The organism is Paenibacillus stellifer (assembly GCF_000758685.1).
Taxonomy (GTDB): domain Bacteria; phylum Bacillota; class Bacilli; order Paenibacillales; family Paenibacillaceae; genus Paenibacillus_AQ; species Paenibacillus_AQ stellifer.
The window spans coordinates 61,590-87,500 of record NZ_CP009286.1 but is presented as its reverse complement, the minus strand read 5'-3'; the positions used below and the strand labels follow the sequence as shown (position 1 = coordinate 87,500).

25 protein-coding genes and 1 rRNA gene (1 of these 26 cut by a window edge) are annotated in these 25,911 nt (G+C 55.1%); 2 read left to right on the top strand and 24 right to left on the bottom strand.

Going from position 1 to position 25,911, the window contains the following annotated elements; all coding sequences use genetic code 11:
- Both PSTEL_RS00420 and PSTEL_RS00415 read right to left on the bottom strand, forming a co-directional pair.
- Window positions 1–1,549, bottom strand: a 16S ribosomal RNA gene (locus PSTEL_RS00420); it reaches 6 nt to the left of the window's first position.
- Between the two features lie 261 nt (window positions 1,550–1,810).
- Window positions 1,811–2,350, bottom strand: coding sequence for a hypothetical protein (locus PSTEL_RS00415; protein ID WP_038692878.1), 540 nt, complete (start codon window positions 2,348–2,350; stop codon window positions 1,811–1,813).
- Window positions 2,351–2,447: 97 nt separating this feature from the next.
- On the opposite strand from PSTEL_RS00415, the gene PSTEL_RS00410 reads away from it, so the two are divergent.
- On the top strand, window positions 2,448–3,065 hold the full coding sequence (locus PSTEL_RS00410; RefSeq protein WP_038692877.1) for a TetR/AcrR family transcriptional regulator: 618 nt from the start codon (window positions 2,448–2,450) through the stop codon (window positions 3,063–3,065).
- A gap of 109 nt (window positions 3,066–3,174) precedes the next feature.
- On the opposite strand, the gene lysS is transcribed toward PSTEL_RS00410, so the two are convergent.
- From lysS to PSTEL_RS00315, 19 genes are all read right to left on the bottom strand, one after another.
- The gene (lysS, locus tag PSTEL_RS00405) at window positions 3,175–4,686 is read right to left on the bottom strand and encodes a lysine--tRNA ligase (RefSeq protein WP_038692876.1); all 1,512 of its coding nucleotides are present in this window, start codon (window positions 4,684–4,686) and stop codon (window positions 3,175–3,177) included.
- Between the two features lie 249 nt (window positions 4,687–4,935).
- Complete coding sequence (gene greA, locus PSTEL_RS00400; protein WP_038692875.1) at window positions 4,936–5,415, bottom strand: transcription elongation factor GreA; 480 nt, start codon at window positions 5,413–5,415, stop codon at window positions 4,936–4,938.
- A 195-nt stretch (window positions 5,416–5,610) separates the two neighbouring features.
- Entirely contained in the window at window positions 5,611–6,633 is a 1,023-nt protein-coding gene (gene dusB, locus PSTEL_RS00395; RefSeq protein ID WP_038692874.1) for a tRNA dihydrouridine synthase DusB, read from the bottom strand.
- Window positions 6,634–6,646: 13 nt separating this feature from the next.
- Window positions 6,647–6,859, bottom strand: coding sequence for a helix-turn-helix domain-containing protein (locus PSTEL_RS26590; protein ID WP_038692873.1), 213 nt, complete (start codon window positions 6,857–6,859; stop codon window positions 6,647–6,649).
- Window positions 6,811–7,359: a 2-amino-4-hydroxy-6-hydroxymethyldihydropteridine diphosphokinase gene (gene folK / locus PSTEL_RS00385; RefSeq protein ID WP_038692872.1), complete on the bottom strand. Its 549-nt coding sequence runs from the start codon at window positions 7,357–7,359 to the stop codon at window positions 6,811–6,813. Before folK ends, PSTEL_RS26590 begins: the two co-directional genes overlap by 49 nt.
- Window positions 7,359–7,730 carry a dihydroneopterin aldolase gene (gene folB, locus PSTEL_RS00380; RefSeq protein ID WP_038692871.1) on the bottom strand — a complete coding sequence of 124 codons (372 nt, stop codon included), beginning with the start codon at window positions 7,728–7,730 and terminating at the stop codon, window positions 7,359–7,361. The genes folK and folB overlap by 1 nt, the downstream gene beginning before the upstream one ends.
- A 31-nt stretch (window positions 7,731–7,761) precedes the next feature.
- The gene (folP, locus tag PSTEL_RS00375) at window positions 7,762–8,604 is read right to left on the bottom strand and encodes a dihydropteroate synthase (protein ID WP_038692870.1); all 843 of its coding nucleotides are present in this window, start codon (window positions 8,602–8,604) and stop codon (window positions 7,762–7,764) included.
- Window positions 8,601–9,485 carry an aminotransferase class IV gene (locus PSTEL_RS00370; protein WP_038692869.1) on the bottom strand — a complete coding sequence of 295 codons (885 nt, stop codon included), beginning with the start codon at window positions 9,483–9,485 and terminating at the stop codon, window positions 8,601–8,603. Before PSTEL_RS00370 ends, folP begins: the two co-directional genes overlap by 4 nt.
- Window positions 9,482–10,063 carry an aminodeoxychorismate/anthranilate synthase component II gene (gene pabA / locus PSTEL_RS00365; RefSeq protein WP_038692868.1) on the bottom strand — a complete coding sequence of 194 codons (582 nt, stop codon included), beginning with the start codon at window positions 10,061–10,063 and terminating at the stop codon, window positions 9,482–9,484. Before pabA ends, PSTEL_RS00370 begins: the two co-directional genes overlap by 4 nt.
- Complete coding sequence (locus tag PSTEL_RS00360; protein WP_169744514.1) at window positions 10,060–11,907, bottom strand: anthranilate synthase component I family protein; 1,848 nt, start codon at window positions 11,905–11,907, stop codon at window positions 10,060–10,062. Before PSTEL_RS00360 ends, pabA begins: the two co-directional genes overlap by 4 nt.
- Window positions 11,908–12,224: 317 nt before the next feature.
- Window positions 12,225–13,163: a cysteine synthase A gene (gene cysK, locus PSTEL_RS00355; RefSeq protein WP_038692867.1), complete on the bottom strand. Its 939-nt coding sequence runs from the start codon at window positions 13,161–13,163 to the stop codon at window positions 12,225–12,227.
- 240 nt (window positions 13,164–13,403) lie between these two features.
- A complete protein-coding gene (locus tag PSTEL_RS00350) occupies window positions 13,404–14,339 on the bottom strand; it encodes a peptidylprolyl isomerase (protein ID WP_038692866.1) in 936 nt (311 codons plus the stop codon).
- Window positions 14,340–14,352: 13 nt separating this feature from the next.
- Window positions 14,353–15,234 (bottom strand): Hsp33 family molecular chaperone HslO, encoded by an 882-nt coding sequence (gene hslO, locus PSTEL_RS00345; protein ID WP_038692865.1) that lies wholly within the window; start codon window positions 15,232–15,234, stop codon window positions 14,353–14,355.
- 43 nt (window positions 15,235–15,277) lie between these two features.
- On the bottom strand, window positions 15,278–16,045 hold the full coding sequence (locus PSTEL_RS00340) for a type III pantothenate kinase (RefSeq protein WP_038692864.1): 768 nt from the start codon (window positions 16,043–16,045) through the stop codon (window positions 15,278–15,280).
- A complete protein-coding gene (gene nadC, locus PSTEL_RS00335) occupies window positions 16,042–16,917 on the bottom strand; it encodes a carboxylating nicotinate-nucleotide diphosphorylase (protein ID WP_038692863.1) in 876 nt (291 codons plus the stop codon). The genes PSTEL_RS00340 and nadC overlap by 4 nt, the downstream gene beginning before the upstream one ends.
- Window positions 16,907–18,523 (bottom strand): L-aspartate oxidase, encoded by a 1,617-nt coding sequence (gene nadB / locus PSTEL_RS00330; RefSeq protein ID WP_038692862.1) that lies wholly within the window; start codon window positions 18,521–18,523, stop codon window positions 16,907–16,909. Before nadB ends, nadC begins: the two co-directional genes overlap by 11 nt.
- 41 nt (window positions 18,524–18,564) lie before the next feature.
- Window positions 18,565–19,503, bottom strand: coding sequence for a quinolinate synthase NadA (gene nadA / locus PSTEL_RS00325; protein ID WP_038692861.1), 939 nt, complete (start codon window positions 19,501–19,503; stop codon window positions 18,565–18,567).
- Window positions 19,504–19,769: 266 nt separating this feature from the next.
- Window positions 19,770–20,489: an SDR family oxidoreductase gene (locus PSTEL_RS00320; RefSeq protein WP_038692860.1), complete on the bottom strand. Its 720-nt coding sequence runs from the start codon at window positions 20,487–20,489 to the stop codon at window positions 19,770–19,772.
- A gap of 51 nt (window positions 20,490–20,540) precedes the next feature.
- Window positions 20,541–21,095: an NAD(P)H-dependent oxidoreductase gene (locus PSTEL_RS00315; RefSeq protein WP_038692859.1), complete on the bottom strand. Its 555-nt coding sequence runs from the start codon at window positions 21,093–21,095 to the stop codon at window positions 20,541–20,543.
- Between the two features lie 174 nt (window positions 21,096–21,269).
- Between PSTEL_RS00315 and PSTEL_RS00310 the strand changes: the two genes are divergently transcribed.
- Window positions 21,270–21,614: a winged helix-turn-helix transcriptional regulator gene (locus PSTEL_RS00310; protein WP_179944912.1), complete on the top strand. Its 345-nt coding sequence runs from the start codon at window positions 21,270–21,272 to the stop codon at window positions 21,612–21,614.
- Between the two features lie 101 nt (window positions 21,615–21,715).
- On the opposite strand, the gene ftsH is transcribed toward PSTEL_RS00310, so the two are convergent.
- The 3 genes from ftsH to tilS form a co-directional block, all read right to left on the bottom strand.
- Window positions 21,716–23,770 carry an ATP-dependent zinc metalloprotease FtsH gene (gene ftsH, locus PSTEL_RS00305; protein WP_038692858.1) on the bottom strand — a complete coding sequence of 685 codons (2,055 nt, stop codon included), beginning with the start codon at window positions 23,768–23,770 and terminating at the stop codon, window positions 21,716–21,718.
- 112 nt (window positions 23,771–23,882) lie between these two features.
- Entirely contained in the window at window positions 23,883–24,422 is a 540-nt protein-coding gene (gene hpt, locus PSTEL_RS00300) for a hypoxanthine phosphoribosyltransferase (protein WP_038692857.1), read from the bottom strand.
- A gap of 52 nt (window positions 24,423–24,474) precedes the next feature.
- Entirely contained in the window at window positions 24,475–25,905 is a 1,431-nt protein-coding gene (gene tilS / locus PSTEL_RS00295; RefSeq protein ID WP_038692856.1) for a tRNA lysidine(34) synthetase TilS, read from the bottom strand.
- Window positions 25,906–25,911 lie beyond the last annotated feature (6 nt).

The following is a 25,911-nucleotide window of genomic DNA, read 5'->3' as shown; positions in this document are numbered from 1 at the left end:
GGTGATCCAGCCGCACCTTCCGATACGGCTACCTTGTTACGACTTCACCCCAATCATCTACCCCACCTTCGGCGGCTGGCTCCCTTACGGGTTACCCCACCGACTTCGGGTGTTGTAAACTCTCGTGGTGTGACGGGCGGTGTGTACAAGACCCGGGAACGTATTCACCGCGGCATGCTGATCCGCGATTACTAGCAATTCCGACTTCATGCAGGCGAGTTGCAGCCTGCAATCCGAACTGAGACCGGCTTTATAAGATTGGCTCCACCTCGCGGTTTCGCTTCCCGTTGTACCGGCCATTGTAGTACGTGTGTAGCCCAGGTCATAAGGGGCATGATGATTTGACGTCATCCCCACCTTCCTCCGGTTTGTCACCGGCAGTCACTCTAGAGTGCCCAGCCTGACCTGCTGGCAACTAAAGTCAAGGGTTGCGCTCGTTGCGGGACTTAACCCAACATCTCACGACACGAGCTGACGACAACCATGCACCACCTGTCTCCCCTGTCCCGAAGGCCTACGCTATCTCTAACGTATTCAGGGGGATGTCAAGACCTGGTAAGGTTCTTCGCGTTGCTTCGAATTAAACCACATACTCCACTGCTTGTGCGGGTCCCCGTCAATTCCTTTGAGTTTCAGTCTTGCGACCGTACTCCCCAGGCGGAGTGCTTACTGTGTTAACTTCGGCACCAAGGGTATCGAAACCCCTAACACCTAGCACTCATCGTTTACGGCGTGGACTACCAGGGTATCTAATCCTGTTTGCTCCCCACGCTTTCGCGCCTCAGCGTCAGTTACAGCCCAGAAAGTCGCCTTCGCCACTGGTGTTCCTCCACATCTCTACGCATTTCACCGCTACACGTGGAATTCCACTTTCCTCTTCTGCACTCAAGCCATCCAGTTTCCGATGCGACCACAGGTTGAGCCCATGGTTTAAACACCAGACTTAAATCGCCGCCTGCGCGCGCTTTACGCCCAATAATTCCGGACAACGCTTGCCCCCTACGTATTACCGCGGCTGCTGGCACGTAGTTAGCCGGGGCTTTCTTCTCAGGTACCGTCACTTCTCTAGCAGTTACTCTAGAGAACGTTCTTCCCTGGCAACAGAGCTTTACGATCCGAAAACCTTCATCACTCACGCGGCGTTGCTCCGTCAGGCTTTCGCCCATTGCGGAAGATTCCCTACTGCTGCCTCCCGTAGGAGTCTGGGCCGTGTCTCAGTCCCAGTGTGGCCGTTCACCCTCTCAGGTCGGCTACGCATCGTCGCCTTGGTGAGCCGTTACCCCACCAACTAGCTAATGCGCCGCAGGCCCATCCCTCAGTAACAGATTGCTCCGTCTTTCATCCCTTCTTCAGGCGAAGAAAGGAATTATCCGGTATTAGCTACCGTTTCCGGTAGTTATCCCAGTCTGAAGGGCAGGTTGCCTACGTGTTACTCACCCGTCCGCCGCTAAGTTAATCCGGAGCAAGCTCCTTCATAACTCCGCTCGACTTGCATGTATTAGGCACGCCGCCAGCGTTCGTCCTGAGCCAGGATCAAACTCTCCATTAATGAAAAGCTGATTTGCTCATTTTGAATCTGACGAGAATTAAATTCTCTTAATACTCACTCGTTGTTCAGTTTTCAAAGATCAAGCTTCATAAGACTTTCATCGTCGCTTATCTTTCGCATCAGCAACTTTTATATCTTATCACAACCAAGTGATTCATGCAAGCTTTTTTTATTTCTTTTTTGAATCAGCAGCTCGTATTTCTTGGCCGGAATTAGAATATACCATGTATGAATTGAGAAAGCAAGATCTTTTTTAGAATATTATTTATTTGTCGGCCTTCTTGGCCATAGCGTATAACTGAAGCTGATAACGAAGTCGATCACCAGGATGCAAGCCCAGCCCCCAATTATTCTTTCAAATATACGGGTTCGCTCAGGTTGACCGATCATCAGAATCATCACTGCGAGCAGCGCGCTTCCAATAACCCATGCCAGGAGATGCCTGTACCAGCCGGCTCGCTCTACTGCGGCATGAGCAGCACCCGTCTTCGGCGGCTTAGCCGGTCGTGCTCCGCCAGCAAAGCGATACGCAAAGTGCGAGTCCGCCCAGTTAATCATTCTGTGGCCGTAAGCGACCGTTCCGCCGATATAAATGGCCGCCAATCCATGCAGATAGCTTGCAGCCGTTCCCGACCGGATATCCCATACCGTCGCCACGAGGAGGGTTAAATCAATCAGCGGTGTCAACAGCAGCAGCAAGATCCCGGCACGGCGCTTCTTAAAGAAGTAACGTACAATCAAGCCGCTCAGGATCATCACCCAAAAACCAATTTCACACGTAACAATCAGCCAACCAATCATGTTGCGCCTCCTTTTTTACAATACAACTGTATTATAAAAATAATAGCACAACTGTACTGCAAAGTCGATTCCTGATCGGATATGGTATAATAAGCGCATGCCGAAAATTGTAGATCATGAACAGCAAAAAATAAAAGTGGCGGAAGCAACATGGAGAGTTATCCGCAAAGCAGGGATGGAAAACGCCACCGTACGCCAAATCGCCCAGGAAGCCGGCTTCTCTCCAGGCTTAATGCGCCATTACTTCTCCAGCCAGACCGAGCTGCTGGCCTATGCCATGAATCTTGTCGCGGAGAGAGTGCGGCAGCGAATCGAGAGCTACCCGTTTAGCGGTACACCGCTGGCCAATATACTTTGGATACTCGGTGTGTTTTTGCCTCTTGATGAAGAGAGACAAGCGGAGATGGAGGTTTGGCTTGCGTTCAAGGTCAAGTCGCTGACTGACCCCTCGCTGCAAGAGCTTGCCATGCGCGTTCGCGCCGAGATGAAGGCCGTGATGGAGCAGGCCATCTTGTCGCTGATCGAGAGTGGAGAGGCACGTCCGGGACTCCGTGCAGACGCAGAAAGCGAGCCCATGCTCGTATACATCGACGGCCTTGCCCTGCACGGCCTGCTGTATCCGGATCAGATGCCGCAATCACGGTTGAGCGAGCTGCTTAAGCTCTACGTAGAGTCTTTATGTAACGAGAGCAACGAGCAGGGAGTAACAGATTAACCCCAGAGCCTCATCGCCATCAGCATAAAATATAAAAGGGAGAAGCGCCCACGCGCCTTCTCCCTTTTTTTCATATAGCAAACTTCAATTGTTGAGTAACTGGTGAGCTCTACTGGTTCCGCATATGCGGGAACAGCAGCACATCACGGATCGAAGGAGAGTCAGTCAGCAGCATGATCAGACGGTCGACGCCAATGCCCAGACCACCGGTCGGCGGCATGCCATATTCAAGCGCCCGGATAAAGTCTTCATCCATCTCATGCGCTTCATCATTGCCCTGCTCCTTCTCCAGAAGCTGCGCTTCAAAACGCTGACGCTGATCGATCGGATCATTCAACTCGCTGAACGCATTGGCGTGCTCGCGCGCCACAATGAACAACTCAAAGCGGTCCGTGAACCGGGGATCATGATCGTTCTTCTTGGCCAGCGGCGAAATCTCGACAGGATGTCCGGTAACAAAAGTCGGCTGAATCAGCGTCTCTTCGACAAAATGCTCAAAGAACGCATTGAGGATATGCCCAAAGGTCATATGCTTCTCAACCGGCACCCGATGCTCCTTCGCCAGACGATGAGCTTCCTCATCCGTCATGTGAACGCCGAAGTCCACACCCGTTACTTCCTTGACGGCATCAACCATCGATACACGGCGCCATTCCGGCGTCAAGTCAACTTCGTGGCCCTGATAGTTGATCTTCTGCGTACCAAGCACTTCCTGGGCGATATGCGAGATCAAATTCTCGGTCAGTTTCATGATATCCTTGTAGTCCGCATAAGCTTCGTACAGCTCAATCATGGTGAATTCCGGGTTATGGCGGGTAGATACACCTTCATTACGGTAGACGCGGCCGATTTCATACACCTTCTCCAGACCGCCGACAATGAGCCGCTTCAGATGCAGCTCGATCGCGATCCGCATATACAGCTCCATTTCAAGCGTATTATGGTAGGTGATGAACGGACGTGCCGCTGCACCGCCAGCAATGGAGTGAAGGGTCGGCGTTTCAACTTCGAGATAACCGAGCGAGTCCAGATAACGGCGCATCGACTGAATAATCCGGGAACGGGTAATAAATGTCTGCTGAACCTCAGGGTTGATGATGAGGTCGACATAGCGCTGGCGGTAGCGCAGCTCTACATCCTTGAGACCGTTATACTTGTCCGGCAGCGGAAGGAGCGACTTCGACAGCACTTCAATCCCGCTGACTTTAATCGTCGTTTCCCCGGTCTTCGTCTTGAAGACAGTTCCCTTCACCCCGATAATATCGCCGAGATCAAGCACATCAAATGCCGCGTACTGCACTTCAGGAACGCTGTCCTGGCGCACATAGATCTGGATTTTGCCCGACAGATCCTGGATGTGGGAGAAGCTGGCCTTGCCCATTTTGCGCTTAGCCATAATACGTCCTGCCACGCTGACCTCTACCGCCAGCTCGTCCAGCTCGTCATGAGTCATTCCGTCATATTTGGCCAGAATGCTTGCTGCGCTGTGGGTGCGCTCATACTTTTTGCCGAACGGGTCGATTCCAAGGCTCCGAAGCTCGTCCAGCTTGGCACGACGCACCTTCAACAGCTCGCTAAGCTCGCTCTCGGTACCGGTTGAATTGCCGATTTCTTCACTCATGCTCTAGTCTCCTTCAATTCCAAATTTAAATCTCTCGCAGACACAAGAAGAAACGCCAATCGGCGCCTCCCGGACGGCCGTGCGTTTCTTGTCAACAAATAAGGCCGGGGCGGGACCATTGGACAATCCTCTCCATCTTGGAAAAAAGCCTCCCTAAGGAAGCTTTCTCCATACGGACACCGGCAGCATGCGCCGATCGGTCAGATTGCCTGGCATGTCCCAATCCCGCGTAGACGCTTTCGGCCGAGATTATTTCATTTTGATGTCGATGATTTTATATTGGATAACGCCTGCGGGTACGTTGACGTCAACGACAGCACCCTTCTTCTTGCCAATGATGGCCTTGCCCACCGGACTCTCGTTGGAAATCTTGTTGTTGAGCGGATCGGATTCGGCGGTGCCGACGATCGTGTACTCCATAATATCTCCAAATTCCATATCTTCCACAGTTACGGTGACGCCGACGCTAACCGTCTCGGTATCAATCTCGTCGCTGTTGATGATGCGGGCGTTACGAAGCATTTTCTCCAGAGTAATGATGCGGCCTTCAATGAAAGCCTGTTCGTTCTTGGCATCTTCATACTCCGAGTTCTCGCTTATATCCCCGTATCCGATCGCCACTTTAATCCGCTCGGCTACTTCGCGGCGCTTGACGGATTTGAGGTTCTCCAATTCCTCTTCCAGACGCTTCAGTCCGTCCGGGGTAAGAATAACTTCTTTATCACTCATCTCAACCGATTCTCCTGTCATTTACATTATAGAAAACACCATACTATATGCGTAACCGAAAGGATCAGAACCCTTTCCCTGCAATGCTTTTTGTAACGGCGAATTTATACTGTGAAATTATATGGGAACCGTTACAAAATGTCAATGACGGCCTTCGGCCCGCAGAATGTGCTTATTATAACGGTCAGACAGGCATTAAATCGCCGATGCGGAGGTCCCTAACATCTCTTCTTCTCCATCCTGCTCCTCCGACAACCGGTCGACAAAATCATTCAAAATCCGTACCATTTCATCCCGCTTCGTTTCTTCCATAATAACGTCTTTGACGCGAGCTGCGCCTTTAAGGCCCTTCAGATACCAGGCCAGATGCTTCCGCATTTCACGAACGGCCACCGCTTCGCCCTTCAGAGCAACCAGACGGTCCATATGCAAAATGGCGACCTCGATCTTCTCCTGCGGAGATGGATCGGGCATAAGCTCGCCGGTGTTGAGGTATTGAACAGTGCGATACAGCATCCATGGATTGCCGAGCGCGCCGCGTCCGATCATCACGCCGTCGCAGCCGGTCTGATCCAGCATAGCTCTGGCATCCTGCGGCGTCAGCACATCGCCGTTGCCGATAACCGGAATCGATACGGCTTCTTTAGCCTGGCGGATATAGCTCCAGTCCGCATGTCCCGTGTACAGCTGCTCGCGCGTGCGGCCGTGAACGCTGATGGCTTGACCGCCGGCCCGTTCGACAGCCTGTGCATTCTCCACGACGAAGATATGCTCGCTGTCCCAGCCGATCCGCATTTTGACGGTTACTGGCTTCTCAACGGCGTCGACCACCGCGGAGACCATTTCATAGATTTTGCTTGGCTCAAGCAGCCAGCGGGCTCCGGCGTCGCACTTGGTGACCTTCGGCACCGGGCAGCCCATATTGATATCGATAATATCGGCGTTCGTCTCCTTGTCGACGACCTTCGCGGCCGCCACCAGCGACTCGCGGTCCCCGCCAAAAATCTGCAGGCTGAGCGGCTTCTCGCGCTCGTCGACAAACAGCATTTCGCGCGTTCGCTTGTTGCCGTGAACAATCGCCTTGTCGCTCACCATTTCAGCGCATACAAGGCCCGTTCCGAACTCCTTGGCGATCAGCCGGAAAGCCGGATTGCACACGCCGGCCATTGGAGCCAGCACGACCTGATTCTTCATTTCGATGTTGCCGATTTTAAGCATGATATTCACTTCCTTATATAGAAGGTGAGTCGGTCAATTCATCCACGCCGACCCCCAGGACCATTGCAATTTTATCTAAAATTTGATCTTCCAAGCGCCGGTTTCCCCGCTCCACCGCACCGAGCACAGCAAGTGAAATCCCTGCGCGGTCCGCAAGCTCCTGCTGTGTGTAGCCCTTCAGTTTGCGGAAAGCCCGGATCCGCCGCCCAAGACGTCTGCTGTCCACAATGTAATTCCATCCTCTCCGTCTAACTTCTTCAGCGCATCGTCGACAAGCTGCCGCAGTCCCGATGTCTCATCCTGCGGAACGATGTCATTTAAAGGAAACAGAACGAATGCCCGCTCCATCATCCGGGGATGAGGCAGCGTCAAATGCGCGCTATCCAGTCTTCTCCCTTCCATCCAGAGCAGATCCAAATCCACGGTCCGCGGGCCATTCGGAATATGACGGACTCTGCCCAGGTGGTTCTCGGTTTCCAGCATGATCGACAGCAGACACTCCGGCTCCAATGAGGTTCGTAGAGCCGCTGCCATATTCAAGAACTTCGGCTGATCCAGATATCCGACCGGGTCGGTCTCATAGACTCTGGAACAGCGCGTCACTTCAATTCCTTCACGGGAATCAAGCAGCGCCAACGCTTCTCTTAAGCTGCGCTCCCGGTCACCCAAATTAGCCCCTAAAGCAATATAAGCCTCTGAATACTCAGAGGTGGAATGGTTGTTCATCAAACGTCTCTCTTTCTTGTTCTCCGCAGCTCCACTGTTACTCCCTGAAAATGAACATCGAATGGCGGATGAGGCTTCGTTACCTTGACAGTAACGGCATTGATAATAGTATAAGTGTCTAGTACCGCAGATGCAATACGTTCGGCCAAAGCTTCGATCAGCTTGAAGGACTCGTGTTCGACAATTTTTTTAACCAGAGCATGCGCTTCGGCATAGTTAACCGTCAGTTCCAGATCGTCGCTCCGCCCGGCCGCGCTTAAATCCATCTCAAATTCCAGATCTACATAATAGCGCTGTCCCAGCTTCCGTTCTTCCTCAAATACGCCGTGATAGCCGTAATATTCCATGCGGTGCAGCTTCATTTTATCCATGACAACAGTCGTCCTTCCTTATCTAGTAGTCTTACCGGTTCGAGTACAGCATGGCGTCGCACATCGCAACGGTCCGCTTGATCAACCGCACATCATGAACACGCACAATCTGGCAGCCCTGGGCAATGCCGAACGCGACCGTCGCGGCGGTTCCTTCCACCACATCGTCTGCGGGCAGATCCAGCACGGTGCGGATGAAACGTTTGCGGGAAGTCGCCAGCAGCACCGGATAGCCCATTTCCGTCAGCCGGTCCAGCAGCATCATCGCCCGAAGGTTCTCTTCATAATCCTTGGCAAAGCCGATGCCGGGATCGAGAATGATATTCTCGGGGCTCACACCCGCAGAGACCGCAAGATTGATGCTCTCCTCAAGATCGGCAACCATGTCGTCTCCAAGCTCCCGGTAATTCCGGTCATGCCGGTTATGCATCAGAATGACGGGACATCCGGCGTCGGCGGCGATCTGTGCCATATCGGGATCGGCCTTGAAGCCCCAAATATCGTTGATAATATGGGCGCCGGCGGCCAATGCCTGACGGGCTACCTCCGCCTTGTACGTATCCACGGACAGCGGAATATGGGGCGCAACGTCGTGAATCGCCTCAATGACAGGCAGAATCCGGGACAGCTCTTCCTCAGCGCTGATCTGCACATGTCCCGGGCGTGTCGATTCGCCCCCGATATCAATAATGTCCGCCCCTTCCTCCGCCATCTGCAGAGCGTGCCGAACCGCCTCTTCCGGCTTGTCCCACAGCCCCCCGTCGGAGAACGAATCGGGCGTCACATTCAGAATGCCCATAATGAGCGTGCGGTCCCCAAGCTTGAACTGGGCGGGTCCGCATGCGTAGGTTCTTTGGTACAGCTTCGGTTTCATTGTCCGCTAACCCCCGTTTGTTCCCGGTATTTCAGCAGCAGCTTAGAAGTAAGCGGTCCGGCCGTGCCAGCTCCGATCACCCTCCGCGTCTGTTCTTCCCATAGTGCTGTAACCGGGACGATCTCCTGAATCGAATTGGTCAAAAAGATTTCGTCCGCGCCCTCAAGCGTCTGCCAGTCATATAACCCGGACTCCGCCGGTATGCCCAGTTCCTCCGCCAGATCCATGACCATTTCCCGGGTAATTCCCGGAAGAATGCCGGTAGTCTCATCCGGTGTAAGAAGCTGTCCGTTTTTGACGAAAAAGATATTGCTTACAATGCCCTCGGACACATATCCCCGTTCCGTCAGCATCAGACCTTCCGCGCCGCTTGAGGCGCTGGGATATCCCGACAGCTCGCGCTTGGCCAATATATTGTTCATATAATGGAGAGATTTAAACCGAACCCGCCCCTCGGGCGTATTGCGCCGCAGCTTCAGAAGCTGCACCTCCCTGCCCTTCGTATCCAGCTCCTTCGGCCGGGCAGGAAGAGCTTTCGCGAACAGCACATGGTTCGGATTCTTGTAATCGCCTGCCGGGAGGCCGAGAATATCCTCTCCGGCCGTCACCGTATAACGGATATAGGCCTCCTGAAGCCCGTTTCGCTCCATCAGCCTTGCGATCCACTCTCTTAAACCATCTGCATCCGGCTGAAAAGGGATTCCCAGATCACGGCAGCCTTCCTCCATGCGTCTTAAGTGGCGATCCAGCAAAAAGGGCGTGCCTCCGTAGGTGCGGAACGTCTCGAACAAACCGACTCCATATAAAAGACCGTGATCCCTGACGGAAACCACGGCCTCTTCCGCGCCGAGAACGGCGCCGTTCATTCCTATAAAGGTCATGCCGTCGTTCCGGCTTTGCGCTTCAGGAAATTGCGGAGCATGGTATGACCATGATCGGTAATGATCGATTCGGGATGGAACTGCACGCCCTCTATCGGATATTCTTTATGGCGGAGTCCCATAATCTCGCCTTCTTCCGTCTCGGCCGTAATTTCCAGGCAGTCCGGCAGGCTCTCACGTTCCACCAGCAGCGAGTGATACCGGGTCGCCGTGAACGGCGATTCCAGGCCCTCGAATACGGAGCCGCCCTTGTGGTGGATCGGCGATGTCTTGCCATGCATCAGGCGCTCGGCCCGAATGACATTCCCGCCAAAAGCCTGTCCAATTGCCTGATGCCCCAGACATACGCCGAAGATCGGAATTTGCCCTTTGAACCGGTCGATCAGCGCCAGGCTGATGCCCGCTTCATTCGGCGTGCAGGGCCCCGGCGAAATGAGAATATGATCGGGCGCCATCTTTTCGATGTCCTCCAGACTAATCTCATCGTTGCGGCGGACCTCCACCTTCTCGCCAAGCTCTCCCAAATACTGCACCAGGTTATAGGTAAAAGAGTCGTAGTTGTCGATAACTAAAATCATGAATGACTCGCCCCTTCCGCGCCGCCGCCAGGCTGACCGTGCGCTGCTTCGCTGCAGAGCACCGCCTTCACAATGGCCTTGGCCTTATTATGACATTCCCTGTATTCGCGGTACGGGTCGGAGTCGATCACAACGCCCGCTCCCGTCTGGATATAGCCGATGCCGTCCTGTACAACCAACGTTCGTATAATAATATTTAATTCCATATTCCCGCTGTAGTCAATCCAGCCCATCGATCCGGTATACGGCCCGCGCCGCACCGGCTCCAGTTCTTCAATGATTTCCATCGTCCGCACCTTCGGAGCGCCGGTGATCGTTCCTCCGGGGAACAGGGCGGCGATGACATCATAGGCATCCTTCCCTTCTGCGAGCCGCCCGTTCACCTGGGATACGAGATGCATGACATGCGAGTAGCGCTCCACGGTCATGAGCTCCGGCACATGGACCGTCCCATACGCGGCGACACGGCCGATGTCGTTGCGCTCCAGATCGACGAGCATAATATGCTCGGCGCACTCTTTCTCGCTCCCGCGCAGCTCCGCCTCCATGGCGTCGTCCTCCGCGGGAGTGTGGCCCCTTCGCCGGGTGCCGGCGATCGGCCGCGCGCTGACTTCGTCCCCATGCAGCTTGACCAGCAGCTCCGGCGAAGCGCTGGAGAGCGCGAAGCCGGGCGAGCGCAGCAGCCCCATGTATGGGGACGGGTTCAGGCGGCGCAGCCATTCGTAGACCTCTTCCGGCGAAGAGGACAGCGGCGCTTCCTGCCGCAGGGACAGGTTCACCTGGAAGACATCGCCTTGGCGGATATAGTCCTGGATGGCCTGAACCGCCTGCTGAAACTTCTCCTGCGAGAACGCCGAGGAGGAACCCGGCCACTCTCCGGAGTCGCCGCCGGACAGGGGCGGGACATCCGCGAATGCGATGTCCCCGTCCCCATCATCAGCGGCGCTCAGCTCCCGCCATAGCCCGAGCATCTCTTCGGCCCTGGCCAAGGCCGATTGATATAGCCGCTCGAGCTCAGCTGAGGGCCGGGGCGGAAGCGCAGCATCGGCCGCAGCATCGGCATCGGCATTACCGGCTGAAGAGCCGAAGATTCTGCCGTCCAAGGAAGCGCCGTCTGGGGCGTTGCTGTCCAGAGCGGCACTGTCCGAGACGGTGCTGACCGGAGCAATACTGCCCGAGGCATTACCGTCCGGGGCGGCGCCGACTGAAGCGTTGCTGTCCGGGGTAGTGCTGACCGAGGTAATGCTGCCCGGTGACATGCTGCTCGCCTCCGGCACATTACAATGAACGGCGCAATACAGCTCGTCCAGCTCATGGTCGTAGATCCACACCTCGGGCAGCATCATCCAGAGATAATCAGGGAAGCCGGGGTCATCCTCGGCCGTCTCGGGCAGACGCTCCAGGGACCGGACAACATCATAAGCGAGGAAGCCTGCACAGCCGCCGATAAACGGAGGCAATCCAGGAACTTCTACACGCGGTCCGGCAAAGGGCTTCATCCACTGCCGGAGCACCTGGATTGGCGAACCTTCAAAGGCGGCGGCCTCTGCGGTTCCGGCCGCCTCTTGCATTCCCGGTGAACCGGCGACTTTCTCCAGTTGAACTGCTGTTGCCGCTTGTCCCTTCCCGGTTAGCACCGATGAGGGCTGAAGGCCGAGATATGAATAGCGGCCGCTCTTGCCGCTCTCCAGCAGCACGGAATAGGGGGATGATGCCGCCCAGGCCTTTTTCCAGGAAGACGGCAGACCGCTCATCCCCGCTCCCGATTTAATAACCAAGGGAAGGACGTTCCAGCCTTGTCCAGACCAGCGCTCCCATTCCTTCCACTCCGTGACGATCTCCAAGTTCATCCTCCTATGTCTCTGTCCTGACTGTTTGCCTGTCAGTATACTGTATGTCCCCTTGTTTGAAAAGCCTTCCCCGTCATTCGCCTCATTAACCGCATAAATATGAGCTTTAGGCCGATGCTCCATCCGTATTAGGATAAACAGCTGATCCTTCCGCCGACGAACCCTTAGTGGGAGATAGAAAAAGGTCATAATATGCGCAGCAGCTAATGCGATACCAATGAAAAAGGCCTCCGCCCTTTGCGATCAATCGCAAGGACAGAGGCCCTACCCAATCATAGATATGACTTCAATTCGGAAGAAAGTCCGACAAATTAAGCTTCGAAATTGTACAGCGGTGTGCTGAGGTAGCGTTCGCCGTTACTTGGCACGATTGCGACAACACGCTTGCCTGCGCCCAGTTCTTTGGCCACTTTGATGGCTGCAAAGATTGCTGCGCCGGAAGAGATGCCGGACAAAATGCCTTCTTCTTTGGCTACACGGCGTGCCGTTTCGAAAGCTTCATCATTCTCCACATGGATGATTTCGTCGTAAACGTTCTGATTCAGAATTTCAGGAATAAAGTTTGCTCCGATACCCTGGATTTTATGAGGGCCCGGCTTGCCGCCAGCCAGAATTGGCGAAGCCGCAGGTTCTACCGCGTACACCTTGATGTCCGGATATTTCTCTTTCAGCACTTCACCAGCGCCTGTAATCGTTCCGCCTGTTCCGATACCAGCGATGAAGGCATCCAGGGAACCGCCGATGGAGTCGATCGCTTCCACGATTTCCGGTCCGGTCGTTTCGCGGTGAATCTTCACGTTCGCCGGGTTCTTGAACTGCTCGGCTACAAAGTAGCTAGGGTTCTCAGCCAGAATGGCTTCAGCTTTCTTGACCGCGCCGTTCATGCCTTCCGATCCCGGTGTCAGTACCAGCTCCGCGCCGTAAGCGCGCAGCAGGTTGCGGCGCTCCAAGCTCATCGTTTCCGGCATAACAATGATCGCTTTGTAGCCCTTCGCTGCCGCTACCATTGCGAGACCGATACCGGTGTTGCCGCTTGTCGCTTCCAGAATTGTATCTCCCGGCTTCAGACGGCCGTCCTTCTCCGCTTCTTCCACGATGCTGACCGCGATACGGTCTTTAACGCTCGAACCCGGATTTTGATACTCCAGCTTCACATAAACTTCCGCTGCGCCTTCCGGTACGATCCGGTTCAGACGAACAAGCGGTGTTCCCCCGATAAGTTCAGTTACATTATTAACGACTTTGGCCATGAGCAGAAACCTCCTTGGAATAATAAACGAGAATAATGAAAACAGGGCTTGTGACTGTAGTCTTCAGCATTCTGCTCCCCGGCTCATCAGGAATGTCCGATTATGTATCCGATCGGTCATGCCGGACCGCTCCGAAGTTGGCAGCTGGCGCCGCGCCCCAAGTCGGGCGCTTCTTCGGCGTCTCTGGGAGCCGCCGATATTCCGACTAATTCAGTAGGTATTACTGTTAATCCAATATTATCAATCTTGAAGTCCCTTGTCAACACTTATTGAAGCCTCGTATTTAGTCCGAAGGTCATCCTTGACCCGCTCCAGCGAAGGGGCCTGCTCCAAGGCCAATTCACGGCGCACCTGCTTCCGTGCCTCCTGCTCGTCCGGGGCCTGCGGAATGATGATCTTGTCCGTGCGAATCACCGCAAAATTCGCGTCGAGCTGGAACGGGCCGGCGATATCGCCAGCCTCAAGCCCTGCCGCCGCCGACAACAGTTCCTGGGGCCAGAAGGGATCGTCCTCTTCGACGACCCCAACCCGCCCTCCCTGATGCCGGGTATCCTCATCGGTCGATAGTTCCTCCGCCAGCGCGGCGAAATCCTCGCCGTTCTCCAGCCGGTCCAGCGTACGCTCCGCTTCCCCGTAGGAGGCCAGCTCGATGATGGACAGCTCTATTTTCTTCGGCGGATGGAGCTTGCTTGGATTCTCGCGAAGATACTCATCTATCCGATCCTCACCAATCTTGATTCCGGCGATTGCGATGCTCTCCAGCATAACCCGGTACTTCGCTTCCTTGCGCACTTCTGCCTTGGACAAGCCCAGCTCCGACTCCATCTGCGCGTAATACTGCTCCTCCGAGTCGTACCCGGAAGCCGCTTCCTCCACTTCACGGTCCACATCCTGCTCCGATACGGAGATACCCAGGACTTCCGCTTCCTTCTCTGCGGCAATCCGGTCCACCATCCCAAGCAGCACCTCGTCTCCGTGCTTACGGCGAAGCTCGTCCTGCCACTGGTCTTCGGTAATCCCCTGGCCCGCTACTTTCGCGACCGTCTTACTGCCATTCCCGTTGTCGTCCGCCCTCTCAGCCTTGCGCCATTGCCATACAAGCAGCGCCGCGAGAACCAGCGCGAGGCCGGCCAGAATAAGAACGGCTTTGCGCAATGCGCTCTCCTGTCTCGTCATTGCCGCTTCATTCCTACCTCGCTTGATTCAAAATTTCCTGAAGCTCTTCCTTGTTGAAGGTGTAGGCCTCGTTGCAGAAATGACAGACGACTTCCGCCTGTCCGTCTTCCTCGATCATCTGCTCAAGCTCATATTTGCCCAAGCTGACCAGCGTCTGCTCTACCCGCTCTCTGGAGCAATGGCACTGAAAACGGATGTCCATTTCATCCAGCACTTCGGTATCCGGCAAAATCCGGCGCAGCATATCCTCCGGCTCAAGCCCTTGGTCCAGCAGTGCCGTAACCGATGGAGTCGCGCCCAGATTGTTCTCGATTTCCGTAATTTCCTCATCGCTTAGGCCCGGCAGCAGCTGAATGATAAAGCCGCCCGCTACCTTGACGCTGTTGTCGGCCTCTACCAGAACGCCGAGTCCCACTGCGGAGTTGGTCTGCTCCGATATGGCAAAATAATAGGTGAAATCGTCGCCCAGCTCCCCCGAAATAATCGGAACGCTGCCGCGGTAAGGCTCTTTCAGGCCCAAATCCTTGATGACATGGATGAAGCCCTCGGTGCCGACCGCACCTGCCACGTCCAGCTTGCCGAGACTGTTGCTCGGGAGATGAACGTGAGGATTCTGGACGTAACCGCGGACTTCGCCTTCGGCGTTGGCTTCCGCCACAATTTGACCCAAAGGACCGTTGCCCTTAACCTGGATGTTGATCATTTCTCTGCCTTTGAGCATGGCGCCCATCATGGCGGCTGCGGTAACCGTGCGCCCGAGCGCGGCGGTTGCAGTCGGATAGGTGTCGTGTCTGCGCTGCAGCTCGGCGGCCAGCTCGGTCGTACGAACCGCGAACGCCCGCACTCTCCCGCCAAGCGCCGTCCCTCTCACCAACCGGTCTTTTTTATTCTGCATGGGTTATGGGCCCTCCCGTTTCTAATTAAAAGTATAGCGCTTGTTACTGGTTTCGGTCGTAGATAATCCGCAGTCCTTCCAGCGTTAGCATCGGATTAACCTCGTCAATGCATTCCGTCTCTCCTGCAATCATGGAAGCCAGACCGCCTGTCGCGATTACTTTCAGTTCAGGCGCGTTCATCTCCGCCTTGATCCGTCTTACAATGCCCTCAACCTGTCCCGCATAGCCAAAAATAATCCCGGCCTGCATCGCGTGCACCGTGTTGCGGCCGATAACCTTCTTGGGCTTCTCCAGCTCGATGCGGGGCAGCTTGGACGCCCGCTGATACAGAGCCTCGGTTGAAATTCCGATGCCCGGCACGATGCAGCCCCCCAAATAATTGGCGCTGCCGTCGATACAGTCGAACGTCGTCGCCGTTCCGAAATCCACCACGACCAGCGGGCACTGGTAGCGTTCAATCGCCGCAACGGCGTTGACGATCCGGTCCGCCCCTACCTCGCGGGGATTCTCATAACGCAGATTAAGCCCGGTCTTGATCCCGGGCCCTACCAGCAAAGGGTCTTTGCCGACATATTTGCGGCACATCTCTACAATGACATGCACGAGCGGCGGAACGACGGAGGAGATAATAACCCCCTCCACATTCTTAACCGAGAGTCCCGACATATCAAACAAATTATGAATCATAATTCCGTATTCATCCGCGGTCGCCTGCCTTGCCGTACTGAGCCGGAAATGGTGCAGCAGCTCCTTCCCGCGGTATACGCCAAGCACGATATTGGTATTGCCGATATCCACGGCCAGCATCATGACAAGCCGCCCTCCTTCTTCGCATTCAAATCCAGACTGATATCCAGGCTTGCGAAGGAGTAAGTCAGCCGTCCGACCGAAATTACATTAACCCCTGTTTCAGCGATGGAGCGAACGGTCTCAAGCGAGACATTGCCCGACGCCTCGGTCTTGACATGCGGGGCCTTGGCCTTGATCCGGCGCACCGCCTCCGCCATCATCTCATGGGACATATTGTCCAGCATGATAATATCCGCTCCTGCGGCAAGCGCCTCCTCCACCTGATCCAGGCTCTCGGTTTCGACCTCAATCGTCATCGTATGCGGGATATGCGCCCGCGCCCGGCTGACCGCCTGCGAGATGCCGCCTGCGCCCTTGATATGATTGTCCTTGATCATCACGGCGTCGTACAATCCGAACCGGTGATTCGCGCCGCCGCCGATACGTACAGCATACTTCTCCAGCATCCGGTGTCCCGGCGTCGTCTTCCGGGTGTCGACCAGCCTGGTCGGCAGCCCTTCCAGCGCTGCCACGAACGAAGCCGTCCGTGTCGCGATTCCGGACAACCGCTGCATGAGGTTCAGCGCAAGACGCTCTCCGGTCAGAATAGAATGCGTGCTGCCCTCCACTTCGGCCAGGACGGTTCCCTTGGCGATCACCTCTCCCTCCTTAACGCGCGGAAGGAAGCTCAGGGAAGGGTCCACCACCTCGAATACGAGCTCCGCGACCGGAAGGCCGCAGACGACTCCGCCCTCTTTGGCATGAATGATTCCCTTGGACTGGTGTCCGGAGGGTATCGTCGTCTGGGTGGTCACGTCGCCGGAGCCGACATCCTCCCGGAGCCATGCCTTGATGGACTCTATCAGTTGTTCATTATATCCATTAAACATCATCGCTTTTCTCCTCTACAATGCCAACGCCCCGGATCTGAAGCAAATGCTTGCGCCAATGCTCATCATCCCGCTGCGGAAAATCCTCGCGGTAATGGGCCCCTCTGCTCTCCTGACGCGCCAGCGCCGATTCTGTGATCAGCAGGCTGCAGGTCAGCATATTGGCAAATTCATATTCTTCACGCTTGGTCAGCGCCCCGCTGAATATCGGAAGCTGCCGCTTCAATTCGTCCAGCCCCTTGTTCAGCATCTCTTCATTTCGGCGCAGACCGGCGTAGCGGACCATAATCTTCTGAAGCTTCAGCCGCCGCTCCACAATCGCCTGGGTAGAATGCTCATGCCGGCCCAGGTCGCAGCCCGCCGATACCGGGCCCTTCTTGAGCTTCGGCAAGCTGCGCACACGCTCGATAATGCGCCCGCCGAAGACGATCGCTTCGGACAGGGAATTGCTCGCCAGGCGGTTCGCGCCATGAACACCGGTGGACGACACTTCACCGCAGGCAAAGAGCCGCGAAATGCTGCTCTCGCCGTTCAGGTCGGTCTTGATGCCTCCCATCATATAATGCGCAGCAGGAGCCACCGGAATCCAGTCGCTCGTAATATCCAGACCATAGCTGATGCAGGTCTCATAAATCGTAGGGAAACGGTGTTTCACCATATCCGGAGATTCATGGGTGATATCCAAATAGACAAAGGTCGACTTCGTCTCGTCCATCTCGCTGAGAATCGCCCGCGCCACGATATCGCGGGGAGCCAGTTCCAGAAGCTCATGATAACGCTCCATGAACCGCTCGCCGTTAATGTTCCGCAGCACTGCTCCCTCGCCACGCACCGCCTCCGAGATCAGAAAGCGGGGAGCACCCGGATAACTCAGCGCCGTGGGATGGAACTGCAGAAACTCCATGTCACGGATATGCGCGCCCGCCCGGTAAGCGATCGCCACACCGTCGCCGGTCGCCACATCAGGGTTCGTTGTGTAGCGGTATAACTGGCCCGCGCCGCCCGAGCAGAGAATGGTCGCGTCGCCCTTCAGGAACAGGCGCTCTCCGCTTGGTCTCTGGACGAGCGCGCCGACGCATTCCCCGTCCTCGGTAATAAGGTCGATAACATAATGATCATCCCACACCTCGATATTGGGATGCCGGGTAAGCTGCTCGGACAGCGCCCGCACGATCTCATAGCCGGTCGCGTCTCCGTTCGCATGCAGGATGCGCCGGTGGCTGTGAGCGCCCTCCTGGGTCAGCGCAAGGACACCGTCCTCCTTGTCGAACAGCGTGCCGAGCCGGATCAGCTCGCGCACCCCTTCAGGCCCTTCGTTCACCAGCACATCGACGGAGGACGAGGAGCATAGGCCCGCCCCGGCCATCAGCGTATCCTGACGATGATAGACGGGAGAATCATCTTCGGCGATAACGGCAGCTATGCCTCCCTGGGCATAGCGCGTGTTGCTCTCCATCACCGACTTCTTCGTGAGCATAACGACACGGCGATCCTCGCTCGCCTTGATTGCCGTGAATAATCCGGCTATGCCCGAGCCGATGACGATGCAATCCGTCTCGACGACCTGCAGCTCCCGGAGATCGAAATCAACCAAATATTGTGGAATCATGACCGCTCTTCACCTGTTCCTAATCGAAAGAGTAGCGCATGCTACTTGACTTGTAGCATGCGCTCTAAGGACAATCTGGCTTTATCTGCGACAACTTCCGGCACATAAATCTGCGGCTTCATCGTCTCCAGGCATTTCACCAGTTTTTTGAGATTGTTGACCTTCATATTCGGACACACGAGGAATTTGGAAGCAAAATGAAACGCTTTGTCCGGGCTGTCTTTCCGCAGCTGATAGCCGGTTCCATCTTCGGTTCCGACGATAAATTCGCGGGTCTCCGACTTCTTGCAGTAATCGATAATGGCGGTCGTGCTGCCGACAAAATCGCCCATAGCCACAACTTCAGGACGGCATTCAGGGTGAACGACAAACTCGGCGTTCGGGTACTTGGCCTTCATTTCCACAACATCCTTAACGGTCAGCATATCATGAGTGTTGCAGTAGCCCTCCCAAATGATGAGCTTCTTGCCGGTCTTCTCCTGTACGTAATGGCCCAGATTTTTGTCGGGAACCCAGATGATCTCCTCGGCATCCACAGATTCAATCACCCGCACCGCGTTGGCGGAGGTACAACAGATATCCGTCTCGGCCTTGATCTCGGCGGAAGAATTAATGTAAGTGACGACCTTCGCGTTCGGATGCTTGGCCTTCAGCTTGCGAAGACCGTCTACGTTCACCATATCAGCCATCGGACAGCCCGCGCGTTCGTCCGGAATGAGCACCGTCTTGTTCGGGGCCAGAATTTTGGCGCTTTCTCCCATGAAATGCACACCGCAGAACACGATCACTTCCGCGTCGGTAGCCGCCGCCTTCTGAGCCAACAAAAAGGAGTCTCCCCGGAAATCGGCAACCTCCTGAACTTCATCGCGCTGATAATAGTGAGCCAGAATAATGGCATTCCGTTCCTTCTTGAGCTGTTCCAAGCGTTCACGCAGTTCACGGTTCTGTTCCTGCCTACGCTCCAGCGCCAGAGCTTCCACTGTTCACGTTCCCCCTTATGTCTTGACGCCATGCCTGCGGCACAGCCCATCTGTCGGTAAACTGGTTATTAAATCTGAAGCAGGTTTATGAAAAAGAATAGACTTCGTAATATTTATCACTAATGTACACAACTGTCTACTTCGTGTCAATCAGATGAAACACCCGGCGGCAGCCGCGCCAAAGGCCGGAACAATCGCATTCTTCCCTAAAATAAAAAAAGCCGCGGAAGCGCCGGATATCGAATCCTGCGTTTCCGCGGCCTTCATTAAGCCAATATATGTCCGCCTTCCACATGCAGCACCGTCCCGGTCACGAAGCCGTTGCCGATCAGGTACAAGACGCCTTTGGCGACATCCTCGGCGGTGCCGACCCGCTTCACCGGAAGCTTGGCGGCAACCGATTCATAAAATTGGTTCCGCGCCTCCTCCTGCATGCCGCTGCGCGAAGGCGTATCAATAATGCCCGGCGATACGACATTGACGCGGATCGGCGCCAGTTCGAGCGCAAGTGTCTGCCCGAGGGACGATACCGCGGAATTCACGGCGCCCAGCACGGAAGAACCCACCATCGCCTTATAGGCGACGACTCCCGAGAACAGCGTGACCGATCCGCCCGCGGACAGATGGGGAACGCCGTATTTCACCGCCAGGTACTGCCCCCAAAATTTATTGTCGAACAGCCGGCGCGCCGCCGCCGTGTCCGTCTGGAGAAACGGACCGCCTGACGTCTCGGCCGCGCTGACCACCAGATGATCGAACGCGCCGATACTGTCAAAGAGCTGCTGCACCTGCTCTTCCTTCATCATATCAACCTGGCGGAATTCCGCTCCCGGCCCCAGGCTTGCCACCGCCTGTTCCAGCTTCTCTGCGGAACGGCTGGCGATCACAACCTGATTTCCAAGCGCCAGCAGCTGTCTGGCTGTTTCCAGTCCGATTCCCGAGCTGCCTCCGATAATGACGATCTTCTGATTCGTTACATTTGGCATTTAATTCCCCTCCTTTTTGTCCATCCCATTGTGAGTGGTTAAATCGTTAAGTTAAGCGCCGGTCAATACCTCTTTCAGGTGGCGCCGAAGACCTGCAACATAATCCTCGATACGCGGATTTTTGATCACATCATAGCAGGCGTAGCTTCGGAGCGGCTTCATTCCGACATACTCCTGAACCCGGTGCAGATGGCGGATCGCTTCTTCCAAACCGTCTCCCTTGAAGAACTGGCCGGGATCGCCAAAGGCTTGTGCCGGAGCGTTCCAGGTTGTGGAGAACATATACTTGGTTCCGGTCAGCAGACCGCCCCGGCCATATGTTCCGGCTCCTTCGAAGAACGTTCCCGGAGCGTAGACTTCATCCATATAAGTCTTCATCAGCCCCGGAACGCTGAACCAATAAATCGGGGTCTGAAAAATGACGAGATCCGCCCACAGGAACTTCTTCCGTTCTTCTTCAATGTCGTAGCCATGCTGAACCGTTGTGGTCCGCACCTCGCCCCGTTCGCTTAACTCGGCGGCTATCGTATCGGCAAGCGTCTGATTCAGTCTTCCCTCCGCACCGGCATATTGCTGATGCCCGTTGATTACGAGGAAATTCTTCAACCCCTTCACTCCCTCTCAAACAGCAAATGTGATTTTGAATGGCCATTCGTCGATATTATAAAATGCAATAATTCATTTTGGGAAGTAGTGATATTTAATTCATATAGTTTCCGCAAGGGAAGTTTTGTGGTATGATTACATTTATCAGAATAATTAGTTCAGGAGGTCTTCGATATGGATATTCCGGTTCCGGATACGATTGAACTGACGAAGGGAACGCCGGGCGAGCCCTGCCCAATCGCCAGAACGCTGGACATTATCGGAACGAAGTGGACCTTTCTCATTATCCGCGATCTGCTGATCGAAGGGACGCTCCGATTCAGCGACCTGCTGAAATCACTGGAGGGGATCAGTCCCAAGACGCTCTCTCTGCGGCTCAAGGAACTGGAGGATCACGGCATCGTGAATCGAAAGGTGTATCCGGAGGTTCCTCCCCGCGTCGAGTACAGCTTGACGGATAAGGGCCGGCAGCTGGAGGGAATTTTTATCGAGTTGAAGCGCTTTGGCATTAGTCTGTAGGGATGAAGGGCGGCAGAACTCGTCAAATCTCATACATGCTGCATACGAGAAAAAAAGCCCGGAGAACGTCGCGTTCTCCGGGCTTTCTTCTGTTTCATTCATTAACTCAGGCTGCTTCCGCCGCCGTTGCCATCGGTATTGCCTTTATCTCCGCCGTCTTGCGGAGGATTGTTCGTAATATCCTTCGGCGCATCGCCAAGCGTAGCGCTCTGCTCCTCGGATTTACCCTGGATGCGGACTTTGACGTCACCGATGGAATCGATGACTGGCTCTGCACCGTCATTAGTCGTTCCCTCGCCGCCTTCCGGCTTGCCGTCCTCGGTCAGATAGCCCTGCTCGATCAGCTCTTTAATCTGTTCAAGCTCAAGCGTCTCTTTCTCAAGCAGCGTGTTCGCAATGAGGTGCATTTCCTTGGAATGCTCCTGCAGAAGCGCTCTGCATCGTTCGTAGCATTCGTTGGTAAAGCGCTGCATTTCCTGGTCGATCTCATAAGCGATCGAATCACTGTAGTTCTGCTCATGTCCGATATCACGGCCGAGGAACACCTGGCCCTGACTCGTACCGAACTGCATCGGACCGAGCTTCTCGCTCATGCCGTATTCCATGATCATGCTGCGCACGATCCGAGTTGCCTGCTGGAAGTCGCTGTAAGCGCCCGTGCCGATTTCACCGATGAACATTTCTTCGGCGACCCGGCCTCCGAGGAGTCCGGTAACCTTATCGAGCAGTTCCTGCTTCGTAACGAGCATGCGGTCTTCCTTCGGAAGCATGATGACATATCCGCCGGCGCGTCCGCGCGGGATAATCGTAACCTTGTGGACCATATCGGCATGCTCCAGGAAGTATCCGGCGATGGTGTGGCCGGCTTCATGGTAAGCGACAATCCGTTTCTCGCGTTCGCTGATGACGCGGCTGCGCTTCTCAGTACCGACGATAACGCGGTCGATCGCCTCATCAACTTCCCGCATAGAGATATCCTTGCGATTGCGGCGAGCGGCCAGCAGAGCCGCTTCGTTCAGCAGGTTCTCCAGATCCGCGCCGGTGAAGCCGGTCGTGCGCTTGGCGATTACGTCAAGCTTCACGTCCTTCGTCAGCGGCTTATTGCGGGAGTGTACCTTCAGAACTGCCTCGCGTCCTTTCACGTCTGGACGGTCAACCGTAATCTGACGGTCAAAGCGTCCCGGACGAAGCAGCGCGGGGTCGAGAATGTCGGCGCGGTTCGTTGCCGCGACGATGATAATGCCTTCGTTGCCGCCGAAGCCGTCCATTTCGACGAGCAGCTGGTTGAGCGTCTGCTCGCGTTCGTCATGGCCGCCGCCGAGTCCGGCGCCGCGCTGGCGTCCGACAGCATCGATTTCGTCAATGAAGATAATGCAGGGTGCGTTCTTCTTCGCGTTCTCGAACAGGTCGCGGACACGGGATGCGCCGACACCGACGAACATTTCCACGAAATCCGAACCGGAGATGCTGAAGAACGGAACGCCCGCTTCACCCGCAACAGCGCGGGCAAGAAGGGTTTTACCGGTACCCGGAGGGCCTACAAGCAGTACGCCTTTCGGAATACGCGCGCCGACAGCGGCGAATTTCCGCGGGTCCTTCAGGAATTCGACGACTTCGACAAGCTCCTGCTTCTCTTCGTCGGCTCCCGCCACATCCTCGAAGGTGACTCTCTTCTTCTCTTCGTTGTAGAGGCGGGCCTTGCTCTTACCGAAGTTCATGACCTTGCCGCCCCCGCCTTGCGCCTGATTGAACAGGAAGAAGAACAGGATGAACATAATCACAAGCGGTATAATGGAAGACAGGAAGGTCAGCCAGATGCTGTCGCCCTCCATTTTCTTCTGGGTGAACGGGATACCGTTGCTTTCACTGGCATCCGTCAGTTCACTGATAGCCGCATCCGTAGGAGGAATATATGTGGAGAAGCTATCCGATTTAGCCCCGTCCGGCTTCTCTTTGTAAGCGCCGGTTACGAGAAAGGCGTTGCCTTCGAACTGAACCGTCAAATTCTTCACATTATTATTCTTAAGCTCCTGCCGTAACTGGTCGTATCTAGGGAAATCGGCGGCTTCATTTCCATTGCTGACGAATTGGACGATGCCCACCACGACAAGAAATAAAATCAAATAAAAACCAGAATTCCGGATGAACCGATTCATCCCCTACCTCCTCTCGCAACACTTAAGTTATTGTAACATAGCCTATCGGAACACCTCAAATAGAGGGACTTCCAGCCGAAATGCAAACGGGGAAGCAAGGCTTGGAACAAAGTTATTTGGTGTAGATCTCCGGTTTCAGAATCCCAATATAAGGAAGATTCCGATATTGCTCGGCAAAGTCCAGTCCATACCCGACGATGAATTCGTCAGGAATGACAAAACCGGTATAGTCAGCCTCCAGCTCTACCGTACGGCCTGCCGGCTTGTCGAACAGGGTGACGACCGAAACCGAAGCGGCGTTGCGATTGCGAAGGAGTTCAATCAGGTAACTCAGCGTAAGACCGCTGTCGATAATGTCTTCCACGATCAGCACGTCTCGGCCATCGACCGGAACGTCCAGATCCTTGATAATTTTAACGACACCCGAAGATCTGGTTGCGGCTCCATAGCTGGATACAGCCATGAAGTCCATTTCAACAGGTACGGTTATAACTTTAACCAAATCAGCCATAAAAATAAACGCGCCTTTCAGCACGCAGATGACTAAAGGAGTGCGACCCTCATATACATCGCTCAGCTTGGCACCGAGCTCCTTGACTCTTTCCTGGATTTGCTCTTCGCTGATCAAAACTTCCTGAATATCGTTCTGCAACCTGTGAACCTCCTAAGATATACTATGAAAAACTGTCTGCGGCCATTACGAATCATTCCGGGGCCAGGTCTTCAAGCGACAGCAGCAGAACCGAAACCGTGTCTTGGCCAACGGCGGCATGGAATGAGCGGCGGATGCCGGGAATCCATATAATCTCGCCATGACCGTCGCACACGATGGGAATACGTGAACGTCCGGCGGAAGGTATCTTGTCGTCAATGTAAATATCTTTTACCTTTTTGCTTCCGTTTAATCCCATGATCCTGATGGTATCTCCAGGCAGCCGCGAGCGAATCGTCAGCGGGAAGACCAGTTGATCCAAGTCGAACCAGGCTTTTGCCCGGCCGCCGGAACCGCTGTAATCCAGTCCCTTCGCGCGCTCAAGGGCTGTCATGGTAAGAACCTTGTTAATCTCCCGAAGCTCTAGCCGGGATGCCGGTGAAGACAGCATATAGGAATAGCTGGCCTGACCATCCGGAGGAGACGAAAGGAAACAAACCGTATGATATTGCCGAATGCAGGTCAGTCCGCCCCCCAAATCCAAACGCCAGGACGCCGTTCTTTCCTGCAAAATTCCCCGCCTTACAGCTTCAACCTTCGGAAAATCGATTTCCGGTGTATCCGCCGACAGATAATTTAATATTAGTTTAATCAAACGCCGTTGTAAAGCGGACGGCAGGGCGGCAAAACCGGCTGATTCAAGCGTACATTTCCCCCGTTCCTTCCGCACAATATCCGCGAAGCTGCGCGCGGCAGCTTCCTCCATGTAATCGTCCTCGGCGCCGGCGATTTCAGCCAGTTGCGTCAGAGAACGGGACAGCGAGGGATTGAACTCCGCCAGAAAGGGCAGAACCTCCAGGCGCACGGCGTTGCGCTTGTACTTAACCTGCGCATTGCTCGCATCCTCTGCATAGCGGAAGCCGCGCTCCCGGCAGGCTTCAACGAGCGATGCCTTGTTCATACGAAGAAGGGGACGCACAAGTTCCATCTTTCTTTCGGTTCTTTTCCAGCGCATGCCGGCAAGTCCCGAAAGGCCGCTTCCCCGAAGCAAATGCATCAGCACAGTCTCGGCCTGGTCGTCGGCATGATGGGCCAGAGCTACGGCCGCCGCTCCGTGACGGTGTGCGGTATCGATCAGGAACCGGTACCGCTTATTGCGGGCGGCTTCCTGCGGGCCCAGACCGCTTTCCTTCATATAAGCGGGGATATCGAACTCGGCGAGTTCGAAGGGAACCTCCAACCTCTCTGCGAGGTCCCGGACCAGTTCCGCCTCCATTTTCGATTCTGCCCGAAAGCCGTGATTCACATGCGCGCAGATGAGGGACAACGGCATCCTTGTGCGGGAGATTTCATTCAGAACATGCAAAAGAGCCACAGAATCCGGCCCGCCGGACACTGCGACTACGATGGCGTCTCCGGCGCTCCACAGCTTATATTCGGCTGCGGCATCCATAACCGAATCCACCAGTTCATTCCACTTCATTAATAT